The sequence below is a fragment of the Cucumibacter marinus DSM 18995 genome, from assembly GCF_000429865.1.
Taxonomy (GTDB): domain Bacteria; phylum Pseudomonadota; class Alphaproteobacteria; order Rhizobiales; family Devosiaceae; genus Cucumibacter; species Cucumibacter marinus.
The window spans coordinates 211,070-231,608 of record NZ_KE386978.1; the positions used below are offsets into that span (position 1 = coordinate 211,070).

General features: G+C 62.6%; 18 protein-coding genes and 1 pseudogene. 6 read left to right on the forward strand and 13 right to left on the reverse strand.

The window, feature by feature from the left end:
- Positions 1-30: 30 nt before the first annotated feature.
- The 7 genes and pseudogenes from G489_RS20750 to G489_RS0114375 form a co-directional block, all read right to left on the reverse strand.
- Complete coding sequence (locus G489_RS20750) at positions 31-231, reverse strand: hypothetical protein (RefSeq protein ID WP_035872828.1); 201 nt, start codon at positions 229-231, stop codon at positions 31-33.
- Between the two features lie 163 nt (positions 232-394).
- Entirely contained in the window at positions 395-814 is a 420-nt protein-coding gene (mce, locus tag G489_RS0114345; protein ID WP_029042112.1) for a methylmalonyl-CoA epimerase, read from the reverse strand.
- Positions 811-2,946 carry a methylmalonyl-CoA mutase gene (gene scpA / locus G489_RS0114350; protein ID WP_407059836.1) on the reverse strand — a complete coding sequence of 712 codons (2,136 nt, stop codon included), beginning with the start codon at positions 2,944-2,946 and terminating at the stop codon, positions 811-813. Before scpA ends, mce begins: the two co-directional genes overlap by 4 nt.
- A gap of 2 nt (positions 2,947-2,948) precedes the next feature.
- Entirely contained in the window at positions 2,949-3,194 is a 246-nt protein-coding gene (locus G489_RS22915) for an acetyl-CoA carboxylase biotin carboxyl carrier protein subunit (RefSeq protein ID WP_455423264.1), read from the reverse strand.
- Positions 3,195-4,928 (reverse strand): annotated as a pseudogene (locus G489_RS0114355) (acetyl-CoA carboxylase biotin carboxylase subunit); the annotation flags it as partial.
- 193 nt (positions 4,929-5,121) lie between these two features.
- On the reverse strand, positions 5,122-5,556 hold the full coding sequence (locus tag G489_RS20755) for an endonuclease domain-containing protein (RefSeq protein ID WP_035872829.1): 435 nt from the start codon (positions 5,554-5,556) through the stop codon (positions 5,122-5,124).
- A 318-nt stretch (positions 5,557-5,874) separates the two neighbouring features.
- Positions 5,875-7,407, reverse strand: coding sequence for an acyl-CoA carboxylase subunit beta (locus tag G489_RS0114375; protein ID WP_029042117.1), 1,533 nt, complete (start codon positions 7,405-7,407; stop codon positions 5,875-5,877).
- A 268-nt stretch (positions 7,408-7,675) separates the two neighbouring features.
- Here G489_RS0114375 and G489_RS0114385 point away from each other — a divergent pair, with 268 nt between their 5' ends.
- The 5 genes from G489_RS0114385 to G489_RS0114405 all read left to right on the forward strand — a co-directional run bounded on the left by G489_RS0114385 (position 7,676) and on the right by G489_RS0114405 (position 12,827).
- On the forward strand, positions 7,676-9,091 hold the full coding sequence (locus G489_RS0114385; RefSeq protein WP_029042118.1) for a helix-turn-helix domain-containing protein: 1,416 nt from the start codon (positions 7,676-7,678) through the stop codon (positions 9,089-9,091).
- A gap of 60 nt (positions 9,092-9,151) precedes the next feature.
- Complete coding sequence (locus tag G489_RS0114390; RefSeq protein WP_035872830.1) at positions 9,152-9,568, forward strand: hypothetical protein; 417 nt, start codon at positions 9,152-9,154, stop codon at positions 9,566-9,568.
- A 120-nt stretch (positions 9,569-9,688) separates the two neighbouring features.
- A complete protein-coding gene (locus tag G489_RS20760) occupies positions 9,689-11,161 on the forward strand; it encodes a UbiA family prenyltransferase (RefSeq protein ID WP_051332672.1) in 1,473 nt (490 codons plus the stop codon).
- On the forward strand, positions 11,158-11,601 hold the full coding sequence (locus tag G489_RS20765; protein WP_035872831.1) for a GtrA family protein: 444 nt from the start codon (positions 11,158-11,160) through the stop codon (positions 11,599-11,601). Before G489_RS20760 ends, G489_RS20765 begins: the two co-directional genes overlap by 4 nt.
- The gene (locus tag G489_RS0114405; protein WP_035872832.1) at positions 11,598-12,827 is read left to right on the forward strand and encodes a hypothetical protein; all 1,230 of its coding nucleotides are present in this window, start codon (positions 11,598-11,600) and stop codon (positions 12,825-12,827) included. The genes G489_RS20765 and G489_RS0114405 overlap by 4 nt, the downstream gene beginning before the upstream one ends.
- 28 nt (positions 12,828-12,855) lie before the next feature.
- On the opposite strand, the gene G489_RS22615 is transcribed toward G489_RS0114405, so the two are convergent.
- The 6 genes from G489_RS22615 to G489_RS0114435 form a co-directional block, all read right to left on the reverse strand.
- On the reverse strand, positions 12,856-13,590 hold the full coding sequence (locus G489_RS22615) for an ABC transporter ATP-binding protein (RefSeq protein ID WP_029042121.1): 735 nt from the start codon (positions 13,588-13,590) through the stop codon (positions 12,856-12,858).
- A complete protein-coding gene (locus G489_RS22620; protein ID WP_029042122.1) occupies positions 13,587-14,447 on the reverse strand; it encodes an ABC transporter ATP-binding protein in 861 nt (286 codons plus the stop codon). Before G489_RS22620 ends, G489_RS22615 begins: the two co-directional genes overlap by 4 nt.
- Positions 14,444-15,346: a nickel transporter permease gene (gene nikC, locus G489_RS22495; RefSeq protein WP_029042123.1), complete on the reverse strand. Its 903-nt coding sequence runs from the start codon at positions 15,344-15,346 to the stop codon at positions 14,444-14,446. Before nikC ends, G489_RS22620 begins: the two co-directional genes overlap by 4 nt.
- Positions 15,347-15,355: 9 nt before the next feature.
- Positions 15,356-16,384, reverse strand: coding sequence for an ABC transporter permease (locus G489_RS22500; RefSeq protein ID WP_051332673.1), 1,029 nt, complete (start codon positions 16,382-16,384; stop codon positions 15,356-15,358).
- Between the two features lie 83 nt (positions 16,385-16,467).
- Positions 16,468-18,072 (reverse strand): ABC transporter substrate-binding protein, encoded by a 1,605-nt coding sequence (locus G489_RS0114430; protein WP_035872833.1) that lies wholly within the window; start codon positions 18,070-18,072, stop codon positions 16,468-16,470.
- Between the two features lie 119 nt (positions 18,073-18,191).
- Positions 18,192-18,788: a helix-turn-helix domain-containing protein gene (locus G489_RS0114435; protein WP_081691596.1), complete on the reverse strand. Its 597-nt coding sequence runs from the start codon at positions 18,786-18,788 to the stop codon at positions 18,192-18,194.
- Between the two features lie 259 nt (positions 18,789-19,047).
- Here G489_RS0114435 and G489_RS0114440 point away from each other — a divergent pair, with 259 nt between their 5' ends.
- The gene (locus G489_RS0114440) at positions 19,048-20,529 is read left to right on the forward strand and encodes an ArnT family glycosyltransferase (RefSeq protein ID WP_029042126.1); all 1,482 of its coding nucleotides are present in this window, start codon (positions 19,048-19,050) and stop codon (positions 20,527-20,529) included.
- Positions 20,530-20,539 lie beyond the last annotated feature (10 nt).

Here is a 20,539-nt window from a genome sequence, read left to right on the forward strand (position 1 = left end):
TGGGGCCGCTCTGGCGGCCCCTTTTTCGTTTCAGACGAGCTTGTTGACGCCCTTGAGGTTGTCGAGGTTCTTGGCGGTCTTGGCCCTGGCCTCATTGAGAAGCCGGTCGAGGGCGGTGCGGGTTGCGGTCTGCGACTGGGCGACCGACTGCGACGTGAAGGTATTGGCGAAGGCCGAGGCGATACTGGCCATGCGCGCCTGATGTGCCTCGAAGCGCTGGCGACGGCGCAAACGCGTTTCCTCAAGCTGGTGCCAGAGGGACTGGCGCCGAAACAGACCGAATTTCCTGGAGCCAACGGAAAGCGCTGGCATTTTGCACCGCAGGACTGACGACCTGTCCATGATAGGGACAGGTGCTTAACGAAGCCTCAACACTTCAGCGGTGATTTTCCGATTATCGAGGCCCTGTCTCAGCCTGCTCCAATTCGATCAGCGTGCCGTTGAAATCCTTGGGATGCAGAAACAGCACCGGCAGGCCGTGGGCGCCGGTCCTGGGCTGACCATCGCCCAGCACACGGGCACCGTCCGCGGTCAGTTTGGCAGCAGCGGCGGCGATGTCCTCGACTTCGAAACAGATGTGGTGCATGCCACCGGCCGGGTTCTTTTCGAGAAAGCCGGCGATCGGCGAGCCTTCTCCAAGCGGCTCGAGCAGTTCGAGCTTGGTATTGGGCAAATTGACGAAGACCACCGTCACCCCATGCTCGGGCAGGGATTGAGGCGCCGAGACTTCGGCGCCGAGCGTGTCGCGATATTGCGCCGTCGCGGCATCGAGGTCCGGCACGGCGATGGCGATATGGTTGAGACGGCCGATCATCGGTTGACGGGCCTTCCTTCGATGCGGGCAAGGGCGGCATTGGCGGCTTCGAGCACATTGGTGCCGGGCCCGAAGATCTCGGCGACGCCGGCCTGGCGCAAGGCCTCATAGTCGCGTTCGGGGATCACCCCGCCGGCAAAGACCAGAATGTGTTCAGCCCCCTGAGCCTTGAGGGCCTGGATCAGCTCAGGCACCAGAAGAGTGTGCCCGGCGGCGAGAGACGAGGCGCCAATGGCATCGACGCCGCGTTCGACCGCATGGGCGGCAGCCTCCTGAGGCGTTTCGAACAATTCGCCCATCTCGACCCGAAAGCCGAGATCGGCAAAGGCGGTGGCGATCACCTTGGCGCCCCGGTCGTGCCCGTCCTGCCCCAGCTTGGCGATATAGATCGCCGGCGGGCGGCCATTGGCTGTTGCGAAGCCCGCAATCTTGTTCTGCGTGGCAGCATATTCCGGATCGCCGCGATAGGCCTCTGCATAGACCCCGGACACCACGCTGGTGGTCGCGTGGTGGCGGTCGAACGCCTTTTCCATGGCCATGGAAATCTCGCCCAAAGTCGCGCGGGCCTTGGCGGCGGGGATGGCCAGTTCAAGCAAATTCCCCTCGCCGCTTCCCGCCGCGTCCTCAAGCGCCTTCAGGGCCGCATCGCAGGCCGCCGCATTGCGGGTGGCACGGACTTGCTCAATGCTGGCTATCTGGTCGGCACGCACCTTGGCATTGTCGATATTCAGGGTCTCGATGGCGTCCTGCTTGTCGAGGCGATAACGATTGACGCCGACAATCACATCCTCGCCCTTGTCGATCCGGGCCTGCCGCCCGGCAGCGGCCTTTTCGATCTCGCGCTTGGGAAGACCCTGTTCAATGGCGTGGACCATGCCGCCATTGGCCTCGACCTCCTCGATCATCGCGCCGGACCTGGCGACCAGTTGCGCGGTGAGCGCCTCGACATAGTAGGAGCCACCCAACGGGTCGACGACATCTGAGACGCCGGTCTCATGATCGAGGATCAGCTGGGTGTTCCTTGCGATGCGAGAACTGGTCTCGGAGGGGAGCGCGATGGCCTCGTCGAAAGAGTTGGTGTGCAGCGACTGGGTACCGCCGAGCACCGCCGCCATCGCCTCATAGGCCGTGCGCACCACATTATTGAGCGGGTCCTGCTCGGTCAGCGAGACGCCCGAGGTCTGGCAATGGGTGCGCAGCATCATCGAACGCGGATCCTTCGCGCCGAGATCGCGCATGATGTCGGCCCACAATTTGCGCGCGGCGCGCAGCTTGGCCACTTCGACAAAGAAGTTCATGCCGATGCCGAAAAAGAAGGAAAGGCGTGGGGCGAAGCTGTCGATATCAAGGCCCCGGTCCATCGCGGCGCGGACATAGGCGACGCCATCGGCCAGCGTATAGGCCAGCTCCTGGATCGCGGTCGCCCCGGCCTCATGCATGTGATAGCCGGAAATCGAGATCGAATTGAATTTCGGCATATGCGCGGCGGTGTGGGCGATGATGTCGCCAACGATCCGCATCGAGGGTTCGGGCGGGTAGATATAGGTGTTGCGGACCATGAACTCCTTGAGAATGTCATTCTGGATGGTCCCCGAAAGCCGGGCCTGATCGACCCCCTGCTCTTCGCCCGCGCCGATGAACATGGCCAGCACCGGGATGACCGCGCCGTTCATGGTCATGGAGACGCTCATTTCGCCAAGCGGAATGCCGTCGAACAGGGCCTTCATATCCTCGATGGTGTCGATGGCGACCCCGGCCTTGCCGACGTCACCAACCACGCGCTCATGGTCGCTGTCATAGCCGCGATGGGTGGCGAGATCGAAAGCCACCGAGAGACCGCGCTGCCCGCGCTCGAGCGCCTGGCGGTAGAAGGCGTTGCTCTCCTTGGCGGTCGAAAAGCCGGCATATTGCCGGATCGTCCAGGGCCGGTTGGCATACATCGTCGCCCGCACACCGCGGGTATAGGGCGCCTCGCCCGGCATGGCGCCTGCCGCCTCCTCGGGCAGGTCGCCGGCGAAATAGGCGGGGCGGATGTCGAGACCGCCATAATCGTGCAGCAGTTCATCGAGCGGCTTGCCGCGCAGCTCGGTTTCGGCGAGCGCGGCCCAGGCCTCATAGGTGGCAGGTTTGATGCTCATGGTGCTTCGAACTCCATGATCACCTCGTCGACCGCCAGGATGGCCCCGGCCTCGCATTTGATCGAAGCGACGCGGGCACGTTTTTCAGCGCGCAAGACGTTTTCCATCTTCATGGCCTCGACAATGGCGAGCACCTGACCGTCTTCGACCACATCGCCTTCGGCCACATCGATGCGCACCACCTGGCCTGGCATCGGGCAAAGCAGGAGCTTGGAGAGATCGGGCGGCGCCTTGACCGGCATCAGATGCCAGAGGTCGGCGATATGCACCGGCACGACCTTGAAGGCGAGGTCAGCGCCGCGCCAGCGAATGCGAGCACCCGATGTCGTGAGGCTCAAACGCGCGGTGATCTCCTCGTCATTGACGATGGCTGTCATGGTGGCATCGACCGGCGTCCAGCCGGTGCGCAGGATGATCGGCTCATGATCGTCGTGGAACAGGGTCAGCTTGCCGGCCTCTTCCTCGACCGCATAGTCCCAGCGCGCGTCGCCCACCATGACCGCCATTTCCGGTAAATCGGCATTGGTATGGGCGCGGCGCTGGCGCTGATGCACTGCGGCGAGCGCCATGGCACCGAGTTTGCGCAGGGATTCGGGGTCGTGCTCGACCCCGGAGAACCCGTCAGGGAATTCCTCGGCGATATAGCCCGTGGTCAGCGCCCCGTCACGGAACCGGGCCTGGCTCATCACGGCCTGGAGGAAGGGCACATTGTGCCCGATCCCTTCGAGCTCGAAGCCGTCGAGCGCCTTTTGCATCACGTCGATGGCGGCGATCCGGTCCGGCGCCCAGGAGCAGAGCTTGGCGATCATCGGATCGTAAAAGGTCGAGATTTCCCCGCCCTCAAACACCCCTGTATCATTGCGGACGATCTCGGTGCCCGAGGCCATTTCGGCGGGTGGGCGATAGCGGGTCAGCCGGCCTGTCGAGGGCAGGAAGTTCCGGTACGGGTCCTCGGCATAGATGCGGCTTTCGATGGCCCATCCATTGAGCTTCACATCGGCCTGGGTGACGGGCAGCTTTTCGCCGGCGGCGACGCGCAGCATCAACTCGACCAGATCGAGACCGGTGATCAGTTCGGTCACCGGGTGTTCGACCTGCAGGCGGGTGTTCATCTCGAGGAAATAGAAGTTCTTGTCGCCATCAACGATGAATTCAACCGTTCCGGCGCTCTGATAATCAACGGCCTGGGCCAGCGCGACCGCCTGCTCGCCCATGGCCTTGCGGGTCGCCTCATCGAGGAAAGGTGACGGTGCCTCTTCGATCACCTTCTGGTTGCGGCGCTGGATCGAGCATTCGCGTTCGCCGAGATAGACGGCATTGCCGTGCCCGTCGGCCAGCACCTGGATTTCGATATGGCGGGGGTTGGTGACGAACTTCTCGATGAAGATGCGATCGTCGCCAAAGCTCGAAGCGGCCTCCGATTTCGAGCGCTCGAAGCCTTCGCGCGCCTCCTCATCGTCCCAGGCGATGCGCATGCCCTTGCCACCACCACCGGCACTGGCCTTGATCATCACCGGATAACCGATCTCATTGGCGATTCTGACCGCCTCATCGGCATCCGCGATCAATCCCATATAGCCGGGCACGGTGGAGACGCCGGCCTCGGCGGCGATCTTCTTACTGGTGATCTTGTCGCCCATATCGGCGATGGCGCCGGGGGGCGGGCCGATAAAGGTCACGCCCGCCTTGGCACAGGCCTCGGCAAATCTGGTGTTCTCCGAGAGGAAGCCATAGCCCGGATGCACAGCCTCGGCGCCGGTCTCGGCGCAGGCCTTGAGGATCCGATCCCCGAGCAGATAGCTCTCGGATGCCGGCGAGCCGCCGATATGCACGGCCTCGTCGGCCATTTTCACATGCAGCGCTTCCCTGTCGGCATCGGAATAGACCGCGACGGTGGCAATGCCCATCTCGCGCGCGGTCTTGATGACCCGGCAGGCAATCTCGCCCCGATTGGCGATGAGAATCTTGGAGAACATCAGAAAGGCTCCTTGGTGACTTGTGCGCCCTTCGGGCCGACCCCCAAGCATCCTTGAGGGCCGTCCTCCACGCTTCCTTGCGGGCCCTTCGGGCCAACCCCCACCCCAGCCCTCCCCGCAAGGGGGAGGGAGTTGGGCTGTGCCGAATGGGAAGCGTATACGGACCCATTTTCAGATCTGGTTACGCCGACCATCACGGCTTCTCCGGAGGCAATTGAGTGTTTTCGCTGTTGACGACACCCGCTTCCCCTCCCCCCTGCGGGGAGGGGTCAGGGGTGGGGGTACCAGAGAATAAGTCGAGTTCGGAAAACCGCTCCTCCAGAGCGGCAAACACGCCTTCTGGATTATTCAGCACGTCCCGGTTTGAGAAGCGAAGGACCGTGAAGCCACGCTCCTGCAAATAGGCGTTTCTGCGCGCATCGTGCTCCGGTCCACCTGCAGCGCTGTGAGTATCGCCGTCGACCTCGATCACCAGCTCGGCCTTGTGAGAGGCGAAGTCGGCGAAGTAGGGACCGAGTGCCACCTGGCGCCGAAAATGCAGTTCTCTGAAATTGTGGAGCAGTCGCCACATCGCTCTTTCCGCAGGTGTCGGGTCGTTTCGCATCTGGCGTTGGCGGGTGACGGACATCACAATATTCCCCCGCTCTTTGGTCGGTCCTTCGGGCCGTCCCCCACGCATCCTTGCAGGCCCTTCGGGCCGTCCCCCACGCATCTTTGCAGGCCCTTCGGGCCGTCCCCCACCCCAACCCTCCCCGCAAGGGGGAGGGAGCTGGGCCGTGCCGATTGGCAAGCGACAAGCATTTGAGCGATGACGTGTTTGCGAGAGACCATCAACTTCTTCCTCGTCGGCATGTGGGGCTTCGAGGCGGTGGCGGCACCAGCTTCCCCTCCCCCTTGCGGGGAGGGGTCAGGGGTGGGGGTTCCAATGGCACTCATCCCCTCCCCCTCACAGCGGAATGTTGTCGTGTTTCTTGATCGGTGTGGTGGCGCGTTTGTTCCTGAGGGTGCGCAGGGCGCCGATCACCCGGCGGCGGGTGTTGTGGGGCATGATGACATCGTCGATGAAGCCGCGCTCGGCGGCGACGAAGGGATTGGCGAAGCGGTCTTCGTAGTCCTTTGTGCGCCTGGCGATCTTGTCGGGGTCGCCCAATTCGGAGCGGTAGAGGATTTCGGATGCGCCCTTGGCGCCCATCACCGCGATCTCGGCGGAAGGCCATGCATAGTTCACATCGGCGCGGATATGCTTTGAGGCCATGACGTCATAGGCACCGCCATAGGCCTTGCGGGTGATGACGGTGACCTTGGGGACGGTCGCCTCGGCATAGGCGAACAGAAGCTTGGCGCCGTGCTTGATGATGCCGCCATATTCCTGCGCGGTGCCGGGCAAGAAGCCGGGTACGTCGACAAAGGTCAGGATGGGGATATCGAAAGCGTCGCAAAAGCGGATGAAGCGGGCTGCCTTTTTCGAGGAGTCGATATCGAGGCACCCGGCCAGCACCATGGGCTGGTTGGCGACCACGCCCACCGTTTCCCCGTCGAGCCGGACAAAGCCGGTGAGGATATTGCGCGCATGCTCGGCCTGGAGTTCAAGAAACTCGCCCTCATCGGCGATCTTGCGCACGACCTCATGCATGTCATAGGGCGTGTTGGCATTGGGCGGGATGATGGTGTCGAGGCTCGGCTCGGCCCTGTCGGTGACATCGACCGTCGGCCAGGCGGGCGGCTTCTCGCGGGCGCTCAAGGGCAGGTAGGAAAAAAGACGCCGCACTTCGAGCAATGTCTCGATGTCATTGTCGAAGGCGGCGTCGGCCACGGAGGAGACCCGTGTGTGGGTGGAGGCGCCGCCCAGTTCCTCATGGGTGACGGTTTCGTTGGTGACGGTTTTGACGACATCGGGACCGGTCACGAACATGTAGGAGGTGTCGCGGACCATATAGATGAAGTCGGTCATGGCCGGGGAATAGACCGCGCCGCCCGCGCAAGGCCCCATGATGACCGAGATCTGGGGCACAGCGCCGGAAGCCTGGACATTGCGCCAGAACACTTCGGCATAGCCGCCGAGAGAGGCCACACCTTCCTGGATGCGGGCGCCGCCTGAATCGTTGAGCCCGATCACCGGGGCGCCGTTTTGCACCGCCAGATCCATGATCTTGCAGATCTTTTCGGCATGGGTTTCGCTCAGCGAGCCGCCGAAGACGGTAAAATCCTGGGAGAAGACATAGACCAGCCGCCCGTCGATGGTGCCCCAGCCGGTCACGACCCCATCGCCCGGCACGATCTGTTCGCCCATGCCGAACTCGGTGGTCCGGTGGGTCTTGAACATGTCGTATTCCTCGAAGCTGCCGGGATCGAGCAACACCTCGATGCGTTCGCGGGCGGTGAGCTTGCCCTTGCCGTGCTGGGTGTCGATGCGTCTTTGGCCGCCTCCTAGTCGGGCCCCTGCGCGGCGTTCTTCGAGTGCCTTGATGATTTCCTGCATAGCAGCTCCCCCTTAGTGCTCGCGCTGCCGAACCGGCGAACCGGTTCCCACTTCGCCTGGCAGCGCTCGGGAGCCACCTCCGAGCCGTGCCCCGGCGCGGCGTTCTTCGAGTGCCTTGATGATTTCCTGCATGAAACAGCCTCCCCACAGCGCGCTACGGGAAAGCCTAGCGGTTTGTACCGGTCAGACCGAGACGGAAACAGGTCAATGTGTTACAATCACACCGGGTTTATCCTGTAACAATGTGAAATTGTGAAAGACCAAGACCATGAGCAAGCGCAAGGTCTTTGCCGGCGCCAAGCTAAGGGCGCTGCGGACGCAGAACCGGCTGACCCAGACCCAATTGGCCGAACGGCTCGAGGTCTCGCCCTCCTATGTCAACCAGATGGAGAGCAATCAGCGCCCGATCACAGCCTCGGTCATGTTGAGCCTTGTCGAGAAGTTCAATCTCGATCTCACCGATCTTTTGGCCGACAATGCCGACCGGATCGTCAAGGATTTGCGCGAGGTGATGGCGGACCCGGTGTTCGGCGATGCGATCCCCGGGTTGCAGGAGCTCAAATCCGTGGCCTCCACAGCACCCGATACGGCGCAGGCGCTGTTGCGGCTCTATGAAGCCTATCGCAAGGGCACAGAGCGGCTGGCGAGCCTTGATGCAGCGATGACGGGGCCAGGCGGCGAGCCCATGAAAAGCCCCTATGAAGAAGTCCGGGACTTCTTTCACTACGCCAACAATTATGTGGATTCGCTCGACCGCGCGGCCGAGGCCCTGGCCGCCGAGATCGGACTTGAAGCGGGCGACCCGCTGGACCGGCTGATGGCCTATGTGGCTGAAACCCATGAAATCCGGATCGAGACCATGGCCCCGCGCGGGGCGATGCTGATGCGCGATTTCGACCGCGGCACCCGGGTGCTGCGGCTGAATGGACGGCTCGAAGAGCCCAGCCGGTTCTTCCAGATCGCGGCGCAACTGGCGCTGATGGAACAAAAGACCGCCATTGACCGCATCGTTGAGGAAGCTCGGTTCAAGACAGAGGAAGCGCGCGACATCGCGCGTTTGGGGCTCGCCAATTATTTCGCCGGGGCGCTGAGCATGCCCTATGGCCGGTTTCTCAATGCCGCCGAGGCGCTACGCTACGATATCGAGGAGCTGAGCCAGCGATTCTCGGCCAGCCTTGAACAGGTCGGGCATCGCCTGTCGACGCTGCAACGCACCGGGCAGCGCGGGGTGCCGTTCTTTTTTGCGCGGGTCGATGCGGCAGGTACCATCACCAAGCGCCATTCGGCGACACCGCTACAGTTCGCGCGGTTTGGCGGCGCCTGCCCCCTGTGGAACGTCCATCGGGCCTTCGAGGCGCATGGGCAAATCATCCGCCAGCGGGCCGAGACCCCCGATGGCCAGCGCTATCTGTGCCTGGCATGGGCGCAGGAAAAGCGGCTCGGAGGCTTTCGCGGCCCTGTCCGGCGCTATGCCTATGCGCTTGGCTGCGCGGTCTCGGATGCCGACCGGCTGGTCTATGCCGAAGACCTCGATCTCTCGAGCGAAGCGCGGTTCGACCCCATCGGTATTTCCTGCCGCATTTGCGAGCGGCGCGACTGCGCGCAGCGCTCGGTGCCCCCGGTTGCAGCCCGGATCGAGATCACACCCGATCATCGCGAGATCGTGCCCTATACGATCGTCTAGATGGTGGTGGCGGGCACCCAACCCCTCGGCTAATCTGCCTTGTCTCAAGGGAGAGCCATCATGCCGTCATTCATTCGCTTCGCCGCTATTGCCCTGTTGGCGCTCGTTTCCGCCCTGCCTGCCCAGGCGCAGCAGATCGGGGTCGGCGTGGCCCAGGCGCCGGAGGCCGGCATGGGCGTGTGTTTTGGCGAAGGGGCGGACGCCACCCTCGCCTGTGCGCGGCAGGCCTGCATGGAGGAAAGCGGGCTCGGGCCCTCCGATTGCCTGAGGACAAACTGGTGCTACCCGGCGGGTTGGACGGCAGACATCTTCATGCAGCACCAGGAGGGCCTTCACTGGCATGAAGTGGCCTGCGGATGGAACGACCGGGCACAGCTCGAGAAGGCGGTGGCGGTCAAGTGCGAGAGCGAATGGCTGATCGAGTGTTCGATCGTGCGCATGTGGGACAATCAGGGCGAAGAGATCACCTTCGACTGAGTGTTCCGCCGTCGGATCGGGCCTTCGTTAAAGCTTTATCAGTTCAGGTTAACAAGGGGTTAGCGTTTCTCGAGGTCCCCGCGAGGCCTATGGTGCGGTCAAACAGCTGGCGGCGGCACCATGCTCAAACCTTACTTGACCTCGACGGATTCCTTTTCCGACCAAGCCGGTCTCGCACCGCTTGTGCTCGACGTCGACAACACCCTCATCAAGACCGATATCCTGCACGAATCCGTGGTCGCCTATATCAAAGGCAACCCCTTGCGGATCTTCAAGGTGTTCGGCTGGCTGATGCAGGGCAAGGCGATGCTCAAGCGCAGGCTGAGCGAAAACGTGCCCCTGTCGACAGACCATTTGCCGGTCAATGAAGACCTGGCCGAATATGCCAAGGACGCCCATGATCAGGGCCGCAGGGTCGGGCTGGCCACCGCTGCCGACGAACTGGTCGCCCGGCGGCTGGCGCGGCGGTTCGACTTTGTCGATTTCGTCATCGCCAGCGATGGCACCACCAATCTCAAGGGCGCCTCAAAGGCCAGGGCACTGACGGAACATTTCCCCGCCGGGTTCGCCTATGCAGGAGATTCGCCAGCGGATCTGACCGTGTGGCCGGAGGCCAGCTCGATCATCCTGGTGGGCACCTCGGCCACCACGACCCGCCGTGCCCTGACGCTGGGCAAGCCGATCGAGGCCGTCTTCGAACGCCCCAAGGTCGGGCTGCGGCAATGGGCCAAGGCGCTGCGGGTTCATCAATGGGCCAAGAATGCCCTGGTTTTCGTGCCGCTGGTGCTTTCGGGCATGGCGACAAACCCGGCCGCGCTCATCCAGTCGCTGATCGCCTTTGCGGTCATGTCGCTGATGGCGTCCGGGACCTATCTCGTCAACGATCTGGCCGATCTGGCCGACGACCGGGCGCATTGGAGCAAGCGTAATCGCCCGCTCGCCGCCGGGGTGATCGCGCTCAAGCACGGCGTGGTTGCGGCCGCCGGGCTGATTGCCGTGGCGCTGGCGCTCGCCAACACGCTTGGCCTGCCCGCGCTCGGGCTGATCGTCGGCTATATGGCGCTCACCTTGAGCTATTCGTTCTATTTAAAGCGCCAGCCCATCGTCGATGTCTTCGCGCTGGCGGTGTTGTTCACCCTGCGCATCGGCATCGGCATTGCGGCGATCGCGGTCGAGCCCTCGCCCTGGCTTCTGGTTTTCTCGATGTTCCTGTTCGGCTCGCTGTCGTTTGCCAAGCGGCAGACCGAAATCCAGCGCTCGGTGGCCAATGGCCGCAAAGCCGTCAATGGACGCGGTTATCTCGGGACCGATGCAGGCTTCGTTCTTTCCATGGGGATTGCCGCGGGCATGGGCGCGGTCTCGATCATGGTGCTCTACATCATGAACGATGTGTATGCGGCCACGATCTACAAGACCCCGGTCATGCTCTGGGTGTTCCCGGCGGTGTTGTTCATGTGGATCTCGCGGATCTGGCTGTTGTGCCACCGCGAACAGCTCAATGACGATCCGGTCGCCTTCGCTATTCGCGACAAGGTCAGTATCGGGCTGGGCGGCATCATGGGGGCGGCCTTCCTCTGGGGTTGGCTGATATGAGCGGGCCGATCGAGCGCCTTTTCCAGAACCAGGTCATTCGCTTCCTGGCGCTGGGCGGGTTCGCGGCGGCGGTCAACTGGCTGATCCGCATCCCTCTGTCGCTGGCGCTGCCGATCGAGGCGGCGGTGATCCTTGCCTATGCCATTGGCATGTCGGTGGGCTTCACGCTTTACCGGCAGTTCGTCTTTCCAGGATCGAGCCGACCCGTCACCCAGCAGGCGACGATCTTCCTGGCGGTCAACCTGGTCGGCGCGGTTGTGGTGCTTGCCCTGACCCTGATGCTGATTTCCGCGCAGACCGGCATGCCCTATGCGGAACCGATCCGCGAAGCGCTGGCCCATGGCATCGCCATCGGGGTCGGCGCCGTCGTCAACTTCTTCGGCCACAAGACGCTGACTTTCTCGCTCAGCGCGGGCCAGCGTGAAGGACGCCTATCATGACCCTCAAACGCGTGACCCTGATCGGCGTGCTTGGCGCCCTCGTTCTCGCCTTTCTGGCGATCTTTGCGCTCGCCGTGCTGCGGGAAGCGCCGGGCAGCAATTCCTATGCGTTGATGGCTGATGCCTGGCTGCAGGGCCGGTTCGATGTCGAGGCATGTTTCGATGCTGATTGCGCCGCCTTCGACGGCAAGACCTTCATCATCTTCCCGCCCATGCCGGGGGTCATCGCCCTGCCTTTTGTGGCGCTGTTCGGGGTCGATTTTCAGTTCTTCGTGCCGGTGTCGCTTCTGGGCTTCGGCCTCATTGCCCTGATGTGGTGGCGGATCGGTCTCAAGCTCACCGACCATCGGTCGCTGACCTCGGTCATCATGCTTTTGACCTTGTTTGCGACCCCGCTCGCCTTCGTGACCATACGCGGCGATCATGTGTGGTTCTTTGCCCAGCTCTGGGGGTTCGTGTTCGTCTCGGCGGCGCTGTTCTCGGCGCTCAATCTCAGAAGCGCGGTACTGACCGGGCTGTTCATCGGCATGGCGTTTTTGTGCCGGCAGATGTCGATCCTCTACCTGCCGTTTCTCTATGTGCTGCTGCTCGATGACGAGACGCCGCTGTTCCGCATCGACTGGGCGACCATCGGACGCGGGCTCAGGCTTGCCGCCTTCCCGCTCGCCGCCATCGCGGTCTACCTGACCTATAACTATCTGCGCTTCGGCGCACCGATGGAGACCGGGTACCAATATATGGACCCGACGCTTTTCGGGGAGACCAACGAGATCAACTCGTTCATCAACGGACGGGTCCAGGATATCGGGCTGTTTTCGCCCGCCTATTTCCTGTTCAACGCCGTCTACATGTTCATCTCCGGCCCGCATATCCAGTTCGGCGGCCCCTATCTGACCGAAATGACCGGGTTCGATTCAAACGGCGCGTCGGTGTTCCTGGTCGCCCCGGTGCTGCTGCTGGCGTTCCTGGCGCCCTGGGACCGCCGGTTCCTCTTCGGGTTCGGGACCGCCGCGCTCATTCTAGGACTGACCCTGTTCTATCATTCGAACGGGTTCTCGCAGTACAGCGCCCAGCGCTATGCGCTCGACTGGTTGCCGATCCTGTTGATCTTCGTGGCCCGCGGGCTGAAACCCGAGCATACCGGCGCCGTGGCGGTACTGACCGGCTATGCTATGGCGGTGACGCTCTCGATGCTAGCGGTTGGCGGCTTGCTGGCCGGAGCCTGACACCGGCCCTCACGAAAGCCTAGCCGCCTCACACGCTCGCGGCGATCAGGTCGCGGGTGTACTGCTCTTTCGCCTCGCCCGATCTCAGGGTCTCGCGGTCCATCACCTCGACAATCTCGCCATGGGCCATCACCGCCAGGCGCTCACACATATAGCTGACGACGGCGAGGTCGTGGCTGACGATCATGAAGGTCAGCCCCAGCTCCTTTTTGAGCCGGTTGAGAAGGTTGAGAATCTCGGCCTGGATCGACACATCGAGCGCCGAGGTCGGCTCATCGAGCAACAGTACCTTGGGATCGAGCGAGAGGGCGCGGGCGACCGCCACGCGCTGGCGCTGACCGCCGGACAGCTCGTGCGGATAGCGGAAGCGATGCGCCGGGGTCAGCCCGATCGCTTCGAGCAGCCGGTCGGTGCGCGCCTCGGAGTCCGGGATCTTGTTGATGCGCATGGGTTCGGCAATCGCCTCGCCGATCACATAGCGCGGATGCAGCGAGGCATAGGGGTCCTGGAACACCATCTGCACCGTCTTGAGGAATTGCCGGCGGTCGCCCGAGCGGGCGTCGATGCCGCCGATCGAGATGCGGCCCGACCAGGTTGGGGCCAATCCCATGGCGGCGCGCAAAATGGTCGATTTTCCCGAACCGGATTCCCCGACAAGCCCGAAGCTTTCACCTTCACCCACGGAAATGGAGACATTCTTGACCGCATCGACACGGTCGGGCCCCTCGCCGAACCAGACATTGAGGTTTTCGATCTCGATCACTTGGCGCCTCCGGTTTCGGCCAGCCAGGCGGGGTCACGGTCGAGCACGGGCAGCGGCTCGAGCGACCCGTTGATCCGCGGCATGCAGTTGAGCAACCCTTGGGTATATGGATGCGTGGCGTTTTCGAGGTCCTTTGCCGCGATCTCCTCGACCACCTGGCCCGCATACATGACGATCACCCGGTCGCAGAACCGGCTGACAAGCCCGAGGTCGTGGGAGATGAAGATGAGCCCCATATTCCGGCGGGTCACCAGTTCATCGAGAATATCGAGCACCCGGGCCTGTACGGTCACATCCAGCGCCGAGGTGGGCTCATCGGCGATCAGAAGGTCCGGCTCGCGCACCAGCATCATGGCGATCATGACGCGCTGGCCCATGCCGCCCGACACCTCATGCGGATAGGCCCGGAAGACCCGCTCGGGATCGCGGATCTGCACCGCCTCGAGCATGTCGATGGCGATTTTTTCCGCATCCGTCTTGCCGATCTTCGGGTCACCGGCGCGGATCGATTCAACGATCTGGCGGCCGACCCGCATGACGGGGTTGAGCGAATATTTGGGGTCCTGCAGGATCATGCCGATGCGCGAACCGCGCAGCTTGCGCATGGTCTCGGCGGGCGCGCTCAACACATCGTTTCCGTCGAAGCGCAGGGTCCTGGCGCTCACCCTTGCTGTCTTGGGCAATATGCCCATCAGCGAACGCCCGGTCAGGCTCTTGCCGGAACCGGATTCGCCGACGATGCCGAGCTTTTCGCGTCCGAGCGTGAAGCCGACCCCGCGCACGGCCTCGGCATAAGAACCGTCCTCCTGGCGGAAGGCTACACGAAGATCGTCGATTTCCACGAGCTTGCCGGTCATGGGCGTTGCCTCAAATGCGGATCGAGCAGGTCACGCAGCGCGTCGCCAAGAAGGTTGAAGCCAAGGCAGACGATGAAGATCGCCAGACCCGGCATGGCGGCAACCCACCACTGATCGAAGATGAATTTGCGGCCGGTGGCAATCATCGCCCCCCATTCGGGCAGGGGCGGCTGGGCACCCAGGCCGATAAAGCCGAGACCCGCTGCAATCAGGATGATGCCAGCCATGTCGAAGGTCATGCGCACAATGACCGAAGACAGGCACAAGGGCGCCACATGACGAACCATGATGCGGAGCGGCGAGGCCCCCGCGAGCCGGATCGCGGCCACGTAATCGGAATTGCGGATCATCAGGGTTTCGGCGCGGGCGAGGCGTGCATAGGGCGGCCATGCGGTCAAGGTGATCGCCAGTGCCGCATTGACGATGCCCGGGCCGAGCACAGCGACAAAGGCCAAAGCCAGCAGGAGTTTCGGGATGGCGAGGAACACATCGGTGATGCGCATGAAGATGCGGTCGGTCCAGCCGCCGAAATAACCCGCGGTGATGCCGACCAGAAGCCCGATCGGTGCGGAAGTGACGATGACCAGCAACACGATGAACAGGGTCAGCCGCGCGCCATGCAGGATCCGCGAGTATATGTCCCGGCCCAGTTCGTCCGAGCCAAGCCAGTATTCGGCGCCCGGCGGTGTGAGCCGTGCGGTCAGCGAAGGCAAATAGGGATCGTGGGTCGCAAGCCAGGGCGCCAGCGCGGCGGCGACGACCAGCAACACGGTGATCGAAAAGCCGATCATGCCGAGCCGGTTGCGGCCAAAACGCTTTGCAAAGCTCTTGAATTCGGCCCAGCGCGCTTCGGCGAGGGAGGCGCGGGCGCCGGTCTGTTCGGGGGTCAGGTCAGCCATTTTCCCCTCCTATCGCGAACGCGGGTCGAGCACGCGATAAAGCGCATCCGACGCGACATTGAGAAACACGAAGATCGCCCCGACAACCAGGGTGCCGCCGAGCACCGCTTCCATGTCACCGGATAGCAGCGAGGAGGCGATGTAATTGCCAAGGCCGGGCCAGGCGAAGACCGTCTCGATCAGCACCGAGCCTTCGAGCAGCATGCCGTAGCTGAGCGCAATCACGGTGACGAGCGGGATGGCAGCGTTCCTGAGCGCGTGACGGGTGACGACCACCGCCTCGCGCAGGCCCTTTATGCGGGCAGTCAGCACGTATTCGGCGTTGAGCTGCTCGAGCATGAGCGAGCGCGTCATGCGCGAGATATAGGCCATGGAATAGTAGCCCAGCAGGATCGCGGGCAGGATGATGTGGCTCAGCGCATTGGCGAAGACCGCGAAGTCGCCGGACATAGCGGTATCGACCAGCACGAGCCCGGTAACACGGGTATAGGAATACTGGTAGGAGATATCGAGCTGGCCGGGGCCGCCGACCCATTCGAGGCGGGCGTAGAAGACCAGCAGCGCCATCAACGAGAGCCAGAAAATCGGCACGGAATAGCCGATCAGGCCGATGACACGGATCAGATGGTCGGGCCATTTCTCGCGGTTGACCGCGGCAACGACGCCGGCGGGCACCCCGAGGATGATGCCGAGCACGATGCCGAGCGTGGCCAGTTCGAACGTGGCGGGGAAGAACCGCCCGATATCGACGATCACGGGACGCGTGGTCACGAAAGAGGTGCCGAGATCGCCGCGGATAACCTCGCCGAGATAGACGAAGAACTGTTCGTAAAGCGGCTTGTCGAGCCCGAGCTCGATAAAGACCCGGTCATAGACCGCCTGGGGCGCCTTTTCCCCCACAATGGTGAGGACAGGATCGATCGGCACGATGCGGCCGATGAAGAAAGTCAGCGCCACCAGCCCCAAAAGGGTGATGGCCACGGTCAGGGCGCCATCCGCCAGACGGCGCACCGCCCGCCACAGTCGCGATTGTCCCATAGTGAAGTTCCGCGCCGGCAGGGATTGAAAAAAGCCCCGGCGGGCACGCGGCCCGCCGGGACACTCGCCAGGATCAGCCTAGCTTATTTGGTCACGTTCCAATAGCGGTCGTCTGCGAAGGTGGTGCCGAGCACGATGCCTTCGACATTCGAGCGCACGCCGACGGCCCGAAGTTCCTGGAACATGTAGAGGAAGGGCGAAGTATCGGTATGCTCCTTCTGGATTTCCTCATACATTTCCTGGCGCTTCTGGGTGTCGAGCTCACGCACCGCTTCCATGGTGCGCGGCGAGAGATCGCCCGCATCCCAGCCGAAGCGGTCGGCCAGACCTTCGGACCCGTCCGGGGCATCCTCGACATTGACCGAGAAGGCCTTGGCGTTGGAATGGGGATCGGGATAATCCGGGCCCCACAGCCCCATCCAGATGTCGAGGTCGGCATTGCGGTAGCGCGAAAGCCACTGCGAACCGTCGACGACTTCGAGATTGAGGTTCACGCCCGCCGGCGCCATGGTCGCCTGGGCGGCCTGGGCAAAGTCCGTGTACGGGGGCGAATTCCAGACGACGACACCGAGATCGACCGGGGTTTCAAGACCGGATTCCTCAATGAGAGCCTTCGCCTTTTCAAGGTCGTAGCTATAGGGGTTGTAGTCGGTCGCCCCCAGGAACCCGCGCGGGATCATGGTCTGGTGAACTTCCATGGTGCCGCGGGAGATGGTGTCGACAATGCCTTGATAATCGACGAGGTACTTCATGGCCTCGCGGAACTTGTCATTGCCGAGTGCTTCGTTGCGAACATTCAGACCCATATAGTAGATGGTCGCCGACAGACCCTCGAGCTTCTTGATCTCGTCATTCGAGGCCAAAGCGTCGTGGTCATCCGGGGTCAGCTTGTTGGCGATGTCGATATCGCCCTGTTCGAGCAGCAGGCGCTGGGTCGCGCTTTCACCCACATGGCGGATGATGATGCGCTGCAGCGGTGCGGGCTCGCCCCAGAAATTGTCGTTGCGTTCGAGAACGATGGCTTCCTTGGGGTCCCAGCGTGAGACGATATAAGGGCCGGAGCCGACCGAGGGCACGCCGTTCTTGAGCCAGGCGTTACCGAAATCGTCGCCTTCGACATGCTCTTCGACAGCCGCCTTCTCGACAATCGCCGAGGCATAGGAGGACAGGCAATAGAGCAGGAAGCTCGGAGCGTAGGGTTCGGCGATCTTCACGACGAGAGTGTTCTCGTCGGTCGCCTTGACCCACTCATCCACATTTTCCGGGGTAAAACCGAACTGGGTGATGATGAAGGCGGAACGCTTGTTCATCTTCACGATGCGGCGGATCGAATATTCCGCATCCTCGGCAGTAACCGGATTGCCGGAAGCGAATTTGGCATCCGGGTTCATGTGGAAGGTGAAGGTCACCCCATCTTCGGCCACTTCCCAGCTTTCGGCGAGCACGCCGAAGATCTGGGTGGGATCGTTGACGTCATAGCTGACCAGGGTCTGATAGACCTGATTGGTGGTCAGAACACCGCCGATCTCGCTGACTTCATGCGGGTCGAGGGTGATGACATCGTCGATCACGTCGGCCACGACCAGCGTGTCCGCAGGCGTTTCGGCGAATGCCGGACTGAGAGCGGCCGGCGCTGTCGACAGGGCCAGCCCCAGCATGAGGGCAGGCAGCAGGCGCTTTACTTTCATAACCTCCTCCGTGTGGTGTTTTCCGGGGCGCACGAGGTCCCTGTTACGGCCCGGTCTTTGGTGATTGCTCCGATCAGGATGCAGGGATCGCCGGGCCCGGACGGGTCCGGCGGGCGAGTTTATCCTCCGTCATAGAGCGGCATGGTGCCGACCCATAGTTCCACCGCCGGTTTGTCGCCGACCGTCGAGATGTGCTGGCGTATGGACTGGAAATGCAGCGTGTCGCCAGCGTGGAGGAAGTATTTCGTGCCGTCGAGCTGATAGGTGATCTCGCCTTCGAGCAGGTAGACGAATTCCTCGCCTTCATGACTGAACAATTCGGACGCATGGCCCGGCGGGCGATAGACGAGGCAAGCGTTGATGATGGCGCCGGGGAAGCCCGGACCCAGCTTTTCGTAGAAGCGATCCTTGTCGCCAAGCGAGAAGGCGGTGCGTTCGCCCTTGCGGGTCACGGGCTGGGTCTGATCGGCCAGGCCGAGCAAGGTGTCGGTCGAGGCGCCAAGGGCACGGCACAGCCGGCAGAAAGAGGCAAGCGAGGGGGTCGAGCGGCCGCGTTCGATCTGGGAGATGAAGGATACAGACAGCCCTGTTTCGTTGGCGACCTGCTGGATGGTCTTGTCGGCGGCGCGGCGGAAACGGCGCAGTTTACGGCCCACTTCGGCGTCAAATTCGCCCATTTCCTGGTCTGTCTCGACTGGCGGCACCGGCTCGTCCATGTTCCCTCCCTGCAGCCCGTAAAGGACGCAGCGCAATACCTTCACCCGGTCCCTGGCCGGCACTCCGCTTCGGAGTTGTGTGGTATCACTTCACATTTTTCACTATTCGTACATATCCCAACAGGTCTTGGCAATGGGGTGAAAGGGAGTGGACCCGCCCGGAGTCGATGTTTGGGGTTTTCGCCGCGGCCTTGCCTCGGCTATCAAGCGCTGTCATCAACCTGCAGGGGACGGGGCCATCACAACGCTCAGGGATCTGATGGGAGCGCCGCGCTGGCTGATCGGATCGGCGCTGGTGCTGCTTGCACTCAAGCTCTGGTTGTTCTTCTCCCTCGCGCCGGTCGGGGACGAAGCCTATTACTGGCTCTGGGGTCTCAATCCGGACTGGTCCTATTTCGACCACCCTCCTCTCAATGCCTGGGTTTTGGGTCTGTCACATGCGGTTGCCGGCTGGTCGCTCTTCGCGCTCAGGCTGCCTGCCATCGTGGCGCTTTTCGGATGCTTTTTCGCCTTCTGGCTCTGGGCCCGGAAGCTGACCCCACAAGATGCTTCGCGCACATTCTGGATCGCGGTCATCCTGTTTCTGGGGTCGACAGGTTTCTTTGCCACCACCGTGCTGGTGTTTCCCGATTACCTCGTGGTGCTGCTGATCCTTTTCAGCGGCTATCTGTTTTCGCTGTTCCTGTCGGGCGATACGGCGGGACGATCTGCGCTTTTTGCGCTTTATGGCGGGGCCGCGACGCTGGGCCTTGCAGTGCTATCCAAATATAACGGCGCGCTCTTCGGCTTTGCGCTCGGGGCGGTGATTGTCCTGATGCCGCGATATCGGCACCACCTCACCAATCCTCATCTCTATCTTGCCGCCTTGCTGGCAATATTGCTGCAGGCGCCGGTCCTGATCTGGAATTTGTTGCACGCTCAGGCCTCGTTTGCCTTTCATACGAGCGAGCGGTGGGAGGGAGGCGCGGGTCTGGCGCTCTCCCAGGTTCAGCTCTGGCTGCTGATTTATGTGCTCCTATCAATCCTGTTCTACACGCTTCCGGTCATGTTCCCGGCCCTGTTCGGGATGGCCGTCAAGCGCGCGGGCAACCGCTTCGCGGGAGCCGGCAAATCGTTGATGTACGGAACCTTCACGGTGTCCACGCTGGCCATCTCGGCATTGGGAGTCTTCGTCCGCGTGGCGAGCTACTGGAACGTGGTTGCCTACATTCTCTTGGTACCGCTGGCCGCAGCCCACATCCGGTCGCGGATCACGATCACGGTTGCTGTCGCTTTCGGCGTGGCCATGAATATCCTGCTTTCGATCAATTACGTGGTTGTCCCCATCGCGCCTTACTTTTTCGAGGAGCACGACTGGGAAGCCATCGTGGTGCATGGCTGGGACGAAGTCGGGGAAGCCGGACGGGCGCTTCAGGCGGAGCTCGATCCCGACTTCCTCGCCGGCACACGCTACACGCTTGCCTCCCAATTCGCCTTCCAGCTTGAAAATCCTGTCGTGACGGACCTGCAAGACCGGCACTCCCAGTTCGATTACTGGCAAAATCCGGCAATCGCGGAAGACGCTTCGGCGCTGATCCTGGCAGAGGGTGACTTCACCATCGAGCCCTATCGCGACCGATTCCTGTCGCTCGAAGAAGTCGCCACGATCCCGGTCGAACGGTTTGGTAAGCGGCTCAACACCTTCCGGATCTATTATGGCACGGGCTACCGGCCCGAGGGCGAGGCCCCGCCGGCGGAGTAACCGGCAATGC

Bases quoted from the DNA above. Each gene is read 5' to 3' on its own strand.
- G489_RS22500 (WP_051332673.1), bottom strand. From the start codon at position 16,384: ATGGGACAATCGCGACTGTGGCGGGCGGTGCGCCGTCTGGCGGATGGC.
- G489_RS20755 (WP_035872829.1), bottom strand. From the start codon at position 5,556: ATGTCCGTCACCCGCCAACGCCAGATGCGAAACGACCCGACACCTGCG.
- G489_RS0114435 (WP_081691596.1), bottom strand. From the start codon at position 18,788: ATGGACGAGCCGGTGCCGCCAGTCGAGACAGACCAGGAAATGGGCGAA.
- G489_RS0114390 (WP_035872830.1), top strand. From the start codon at position 9,152: ATGCCGTCATTCATTCGCTTCGCCGCTATTGCCCTGTTGGCGCTCGTT.
- G489_RS0114405 (WP_035872832.1), top strand. From the start codon at position 11,598: ATGACCCTCAAACGCGTGACCCTGATCGGCGTGCTTGGCGCCCTCGTT.
- G489_RS0114375 (WP_029042117.1), bottom strand. From the start codon at position 7,407: ATGCAGGAAATCATCAAGGCACTCGAAGAACGCCGCGCAGGGGCCCGA.
- nikC (WP_029042123.1), bottom strand. From the start codon at position 15,346: ATGGCTGACCTGACCCCCGAACAGACCGGCGCCCGCGCCTCCCTCGCC.
- G489_RS0114385 (WP_029042118.1), top strand. From the start codon at position 7,676: ATGAGCAAGCGCAAGGTCTTTGCCGGCGCCAAGCTAAGGGCGCTGCGG.
- G489_RS22915 (WP_455423264.1), bottom strand. From the start codon at position 3,194: ATGCCGGTCAAGGCGCCGCCCGATCTCTCCAAGCTCCTGCTTTGCCCG.
- G489_RS22620 (WP_029042122.1), bottom strand. From the start codon at position 14,447: ATGACCGGCAAGCTCGTGGAAATCGACGATCTTCGTGTAGCCTTCCGC.
- G489_RS20765 (WP_035872831.1), top strand. From the start codon at position 11,158: ATGAGCGGGCCGATCGAGCGCCTTTTCCAGAACCAGGTCATTCGCTTC.
- G489_RS0114430 (WP_035872833.1), bottom strand. From the start codon at position 18,072: ATGAAAGTAAAGCGCCTGCTGCCTGCCCTCATGCTGGGGCTGGCCCTG.
- G489_RS0114440 (WP_029042126.1), top strand. From the start codon at position 19,048: ATGGGAGCGCCGCGCTGGCTGATCGGATCGGCGCTGGTGCTGCTTGCA.
- mce (WP_029042112.1), bottom strand. From the start codon at position 814: ATGATCGGCCGTCTCAACCATATCGCCATCGCCGTGCCGGACCTCGAT.
- G489_RS20760 (WP_051332672.1), top strand. From the start codon at position 9,689: ATGCTCAAACCTTACTTGACCTCGACGGATTCCTTTTCCGACCAAGCC.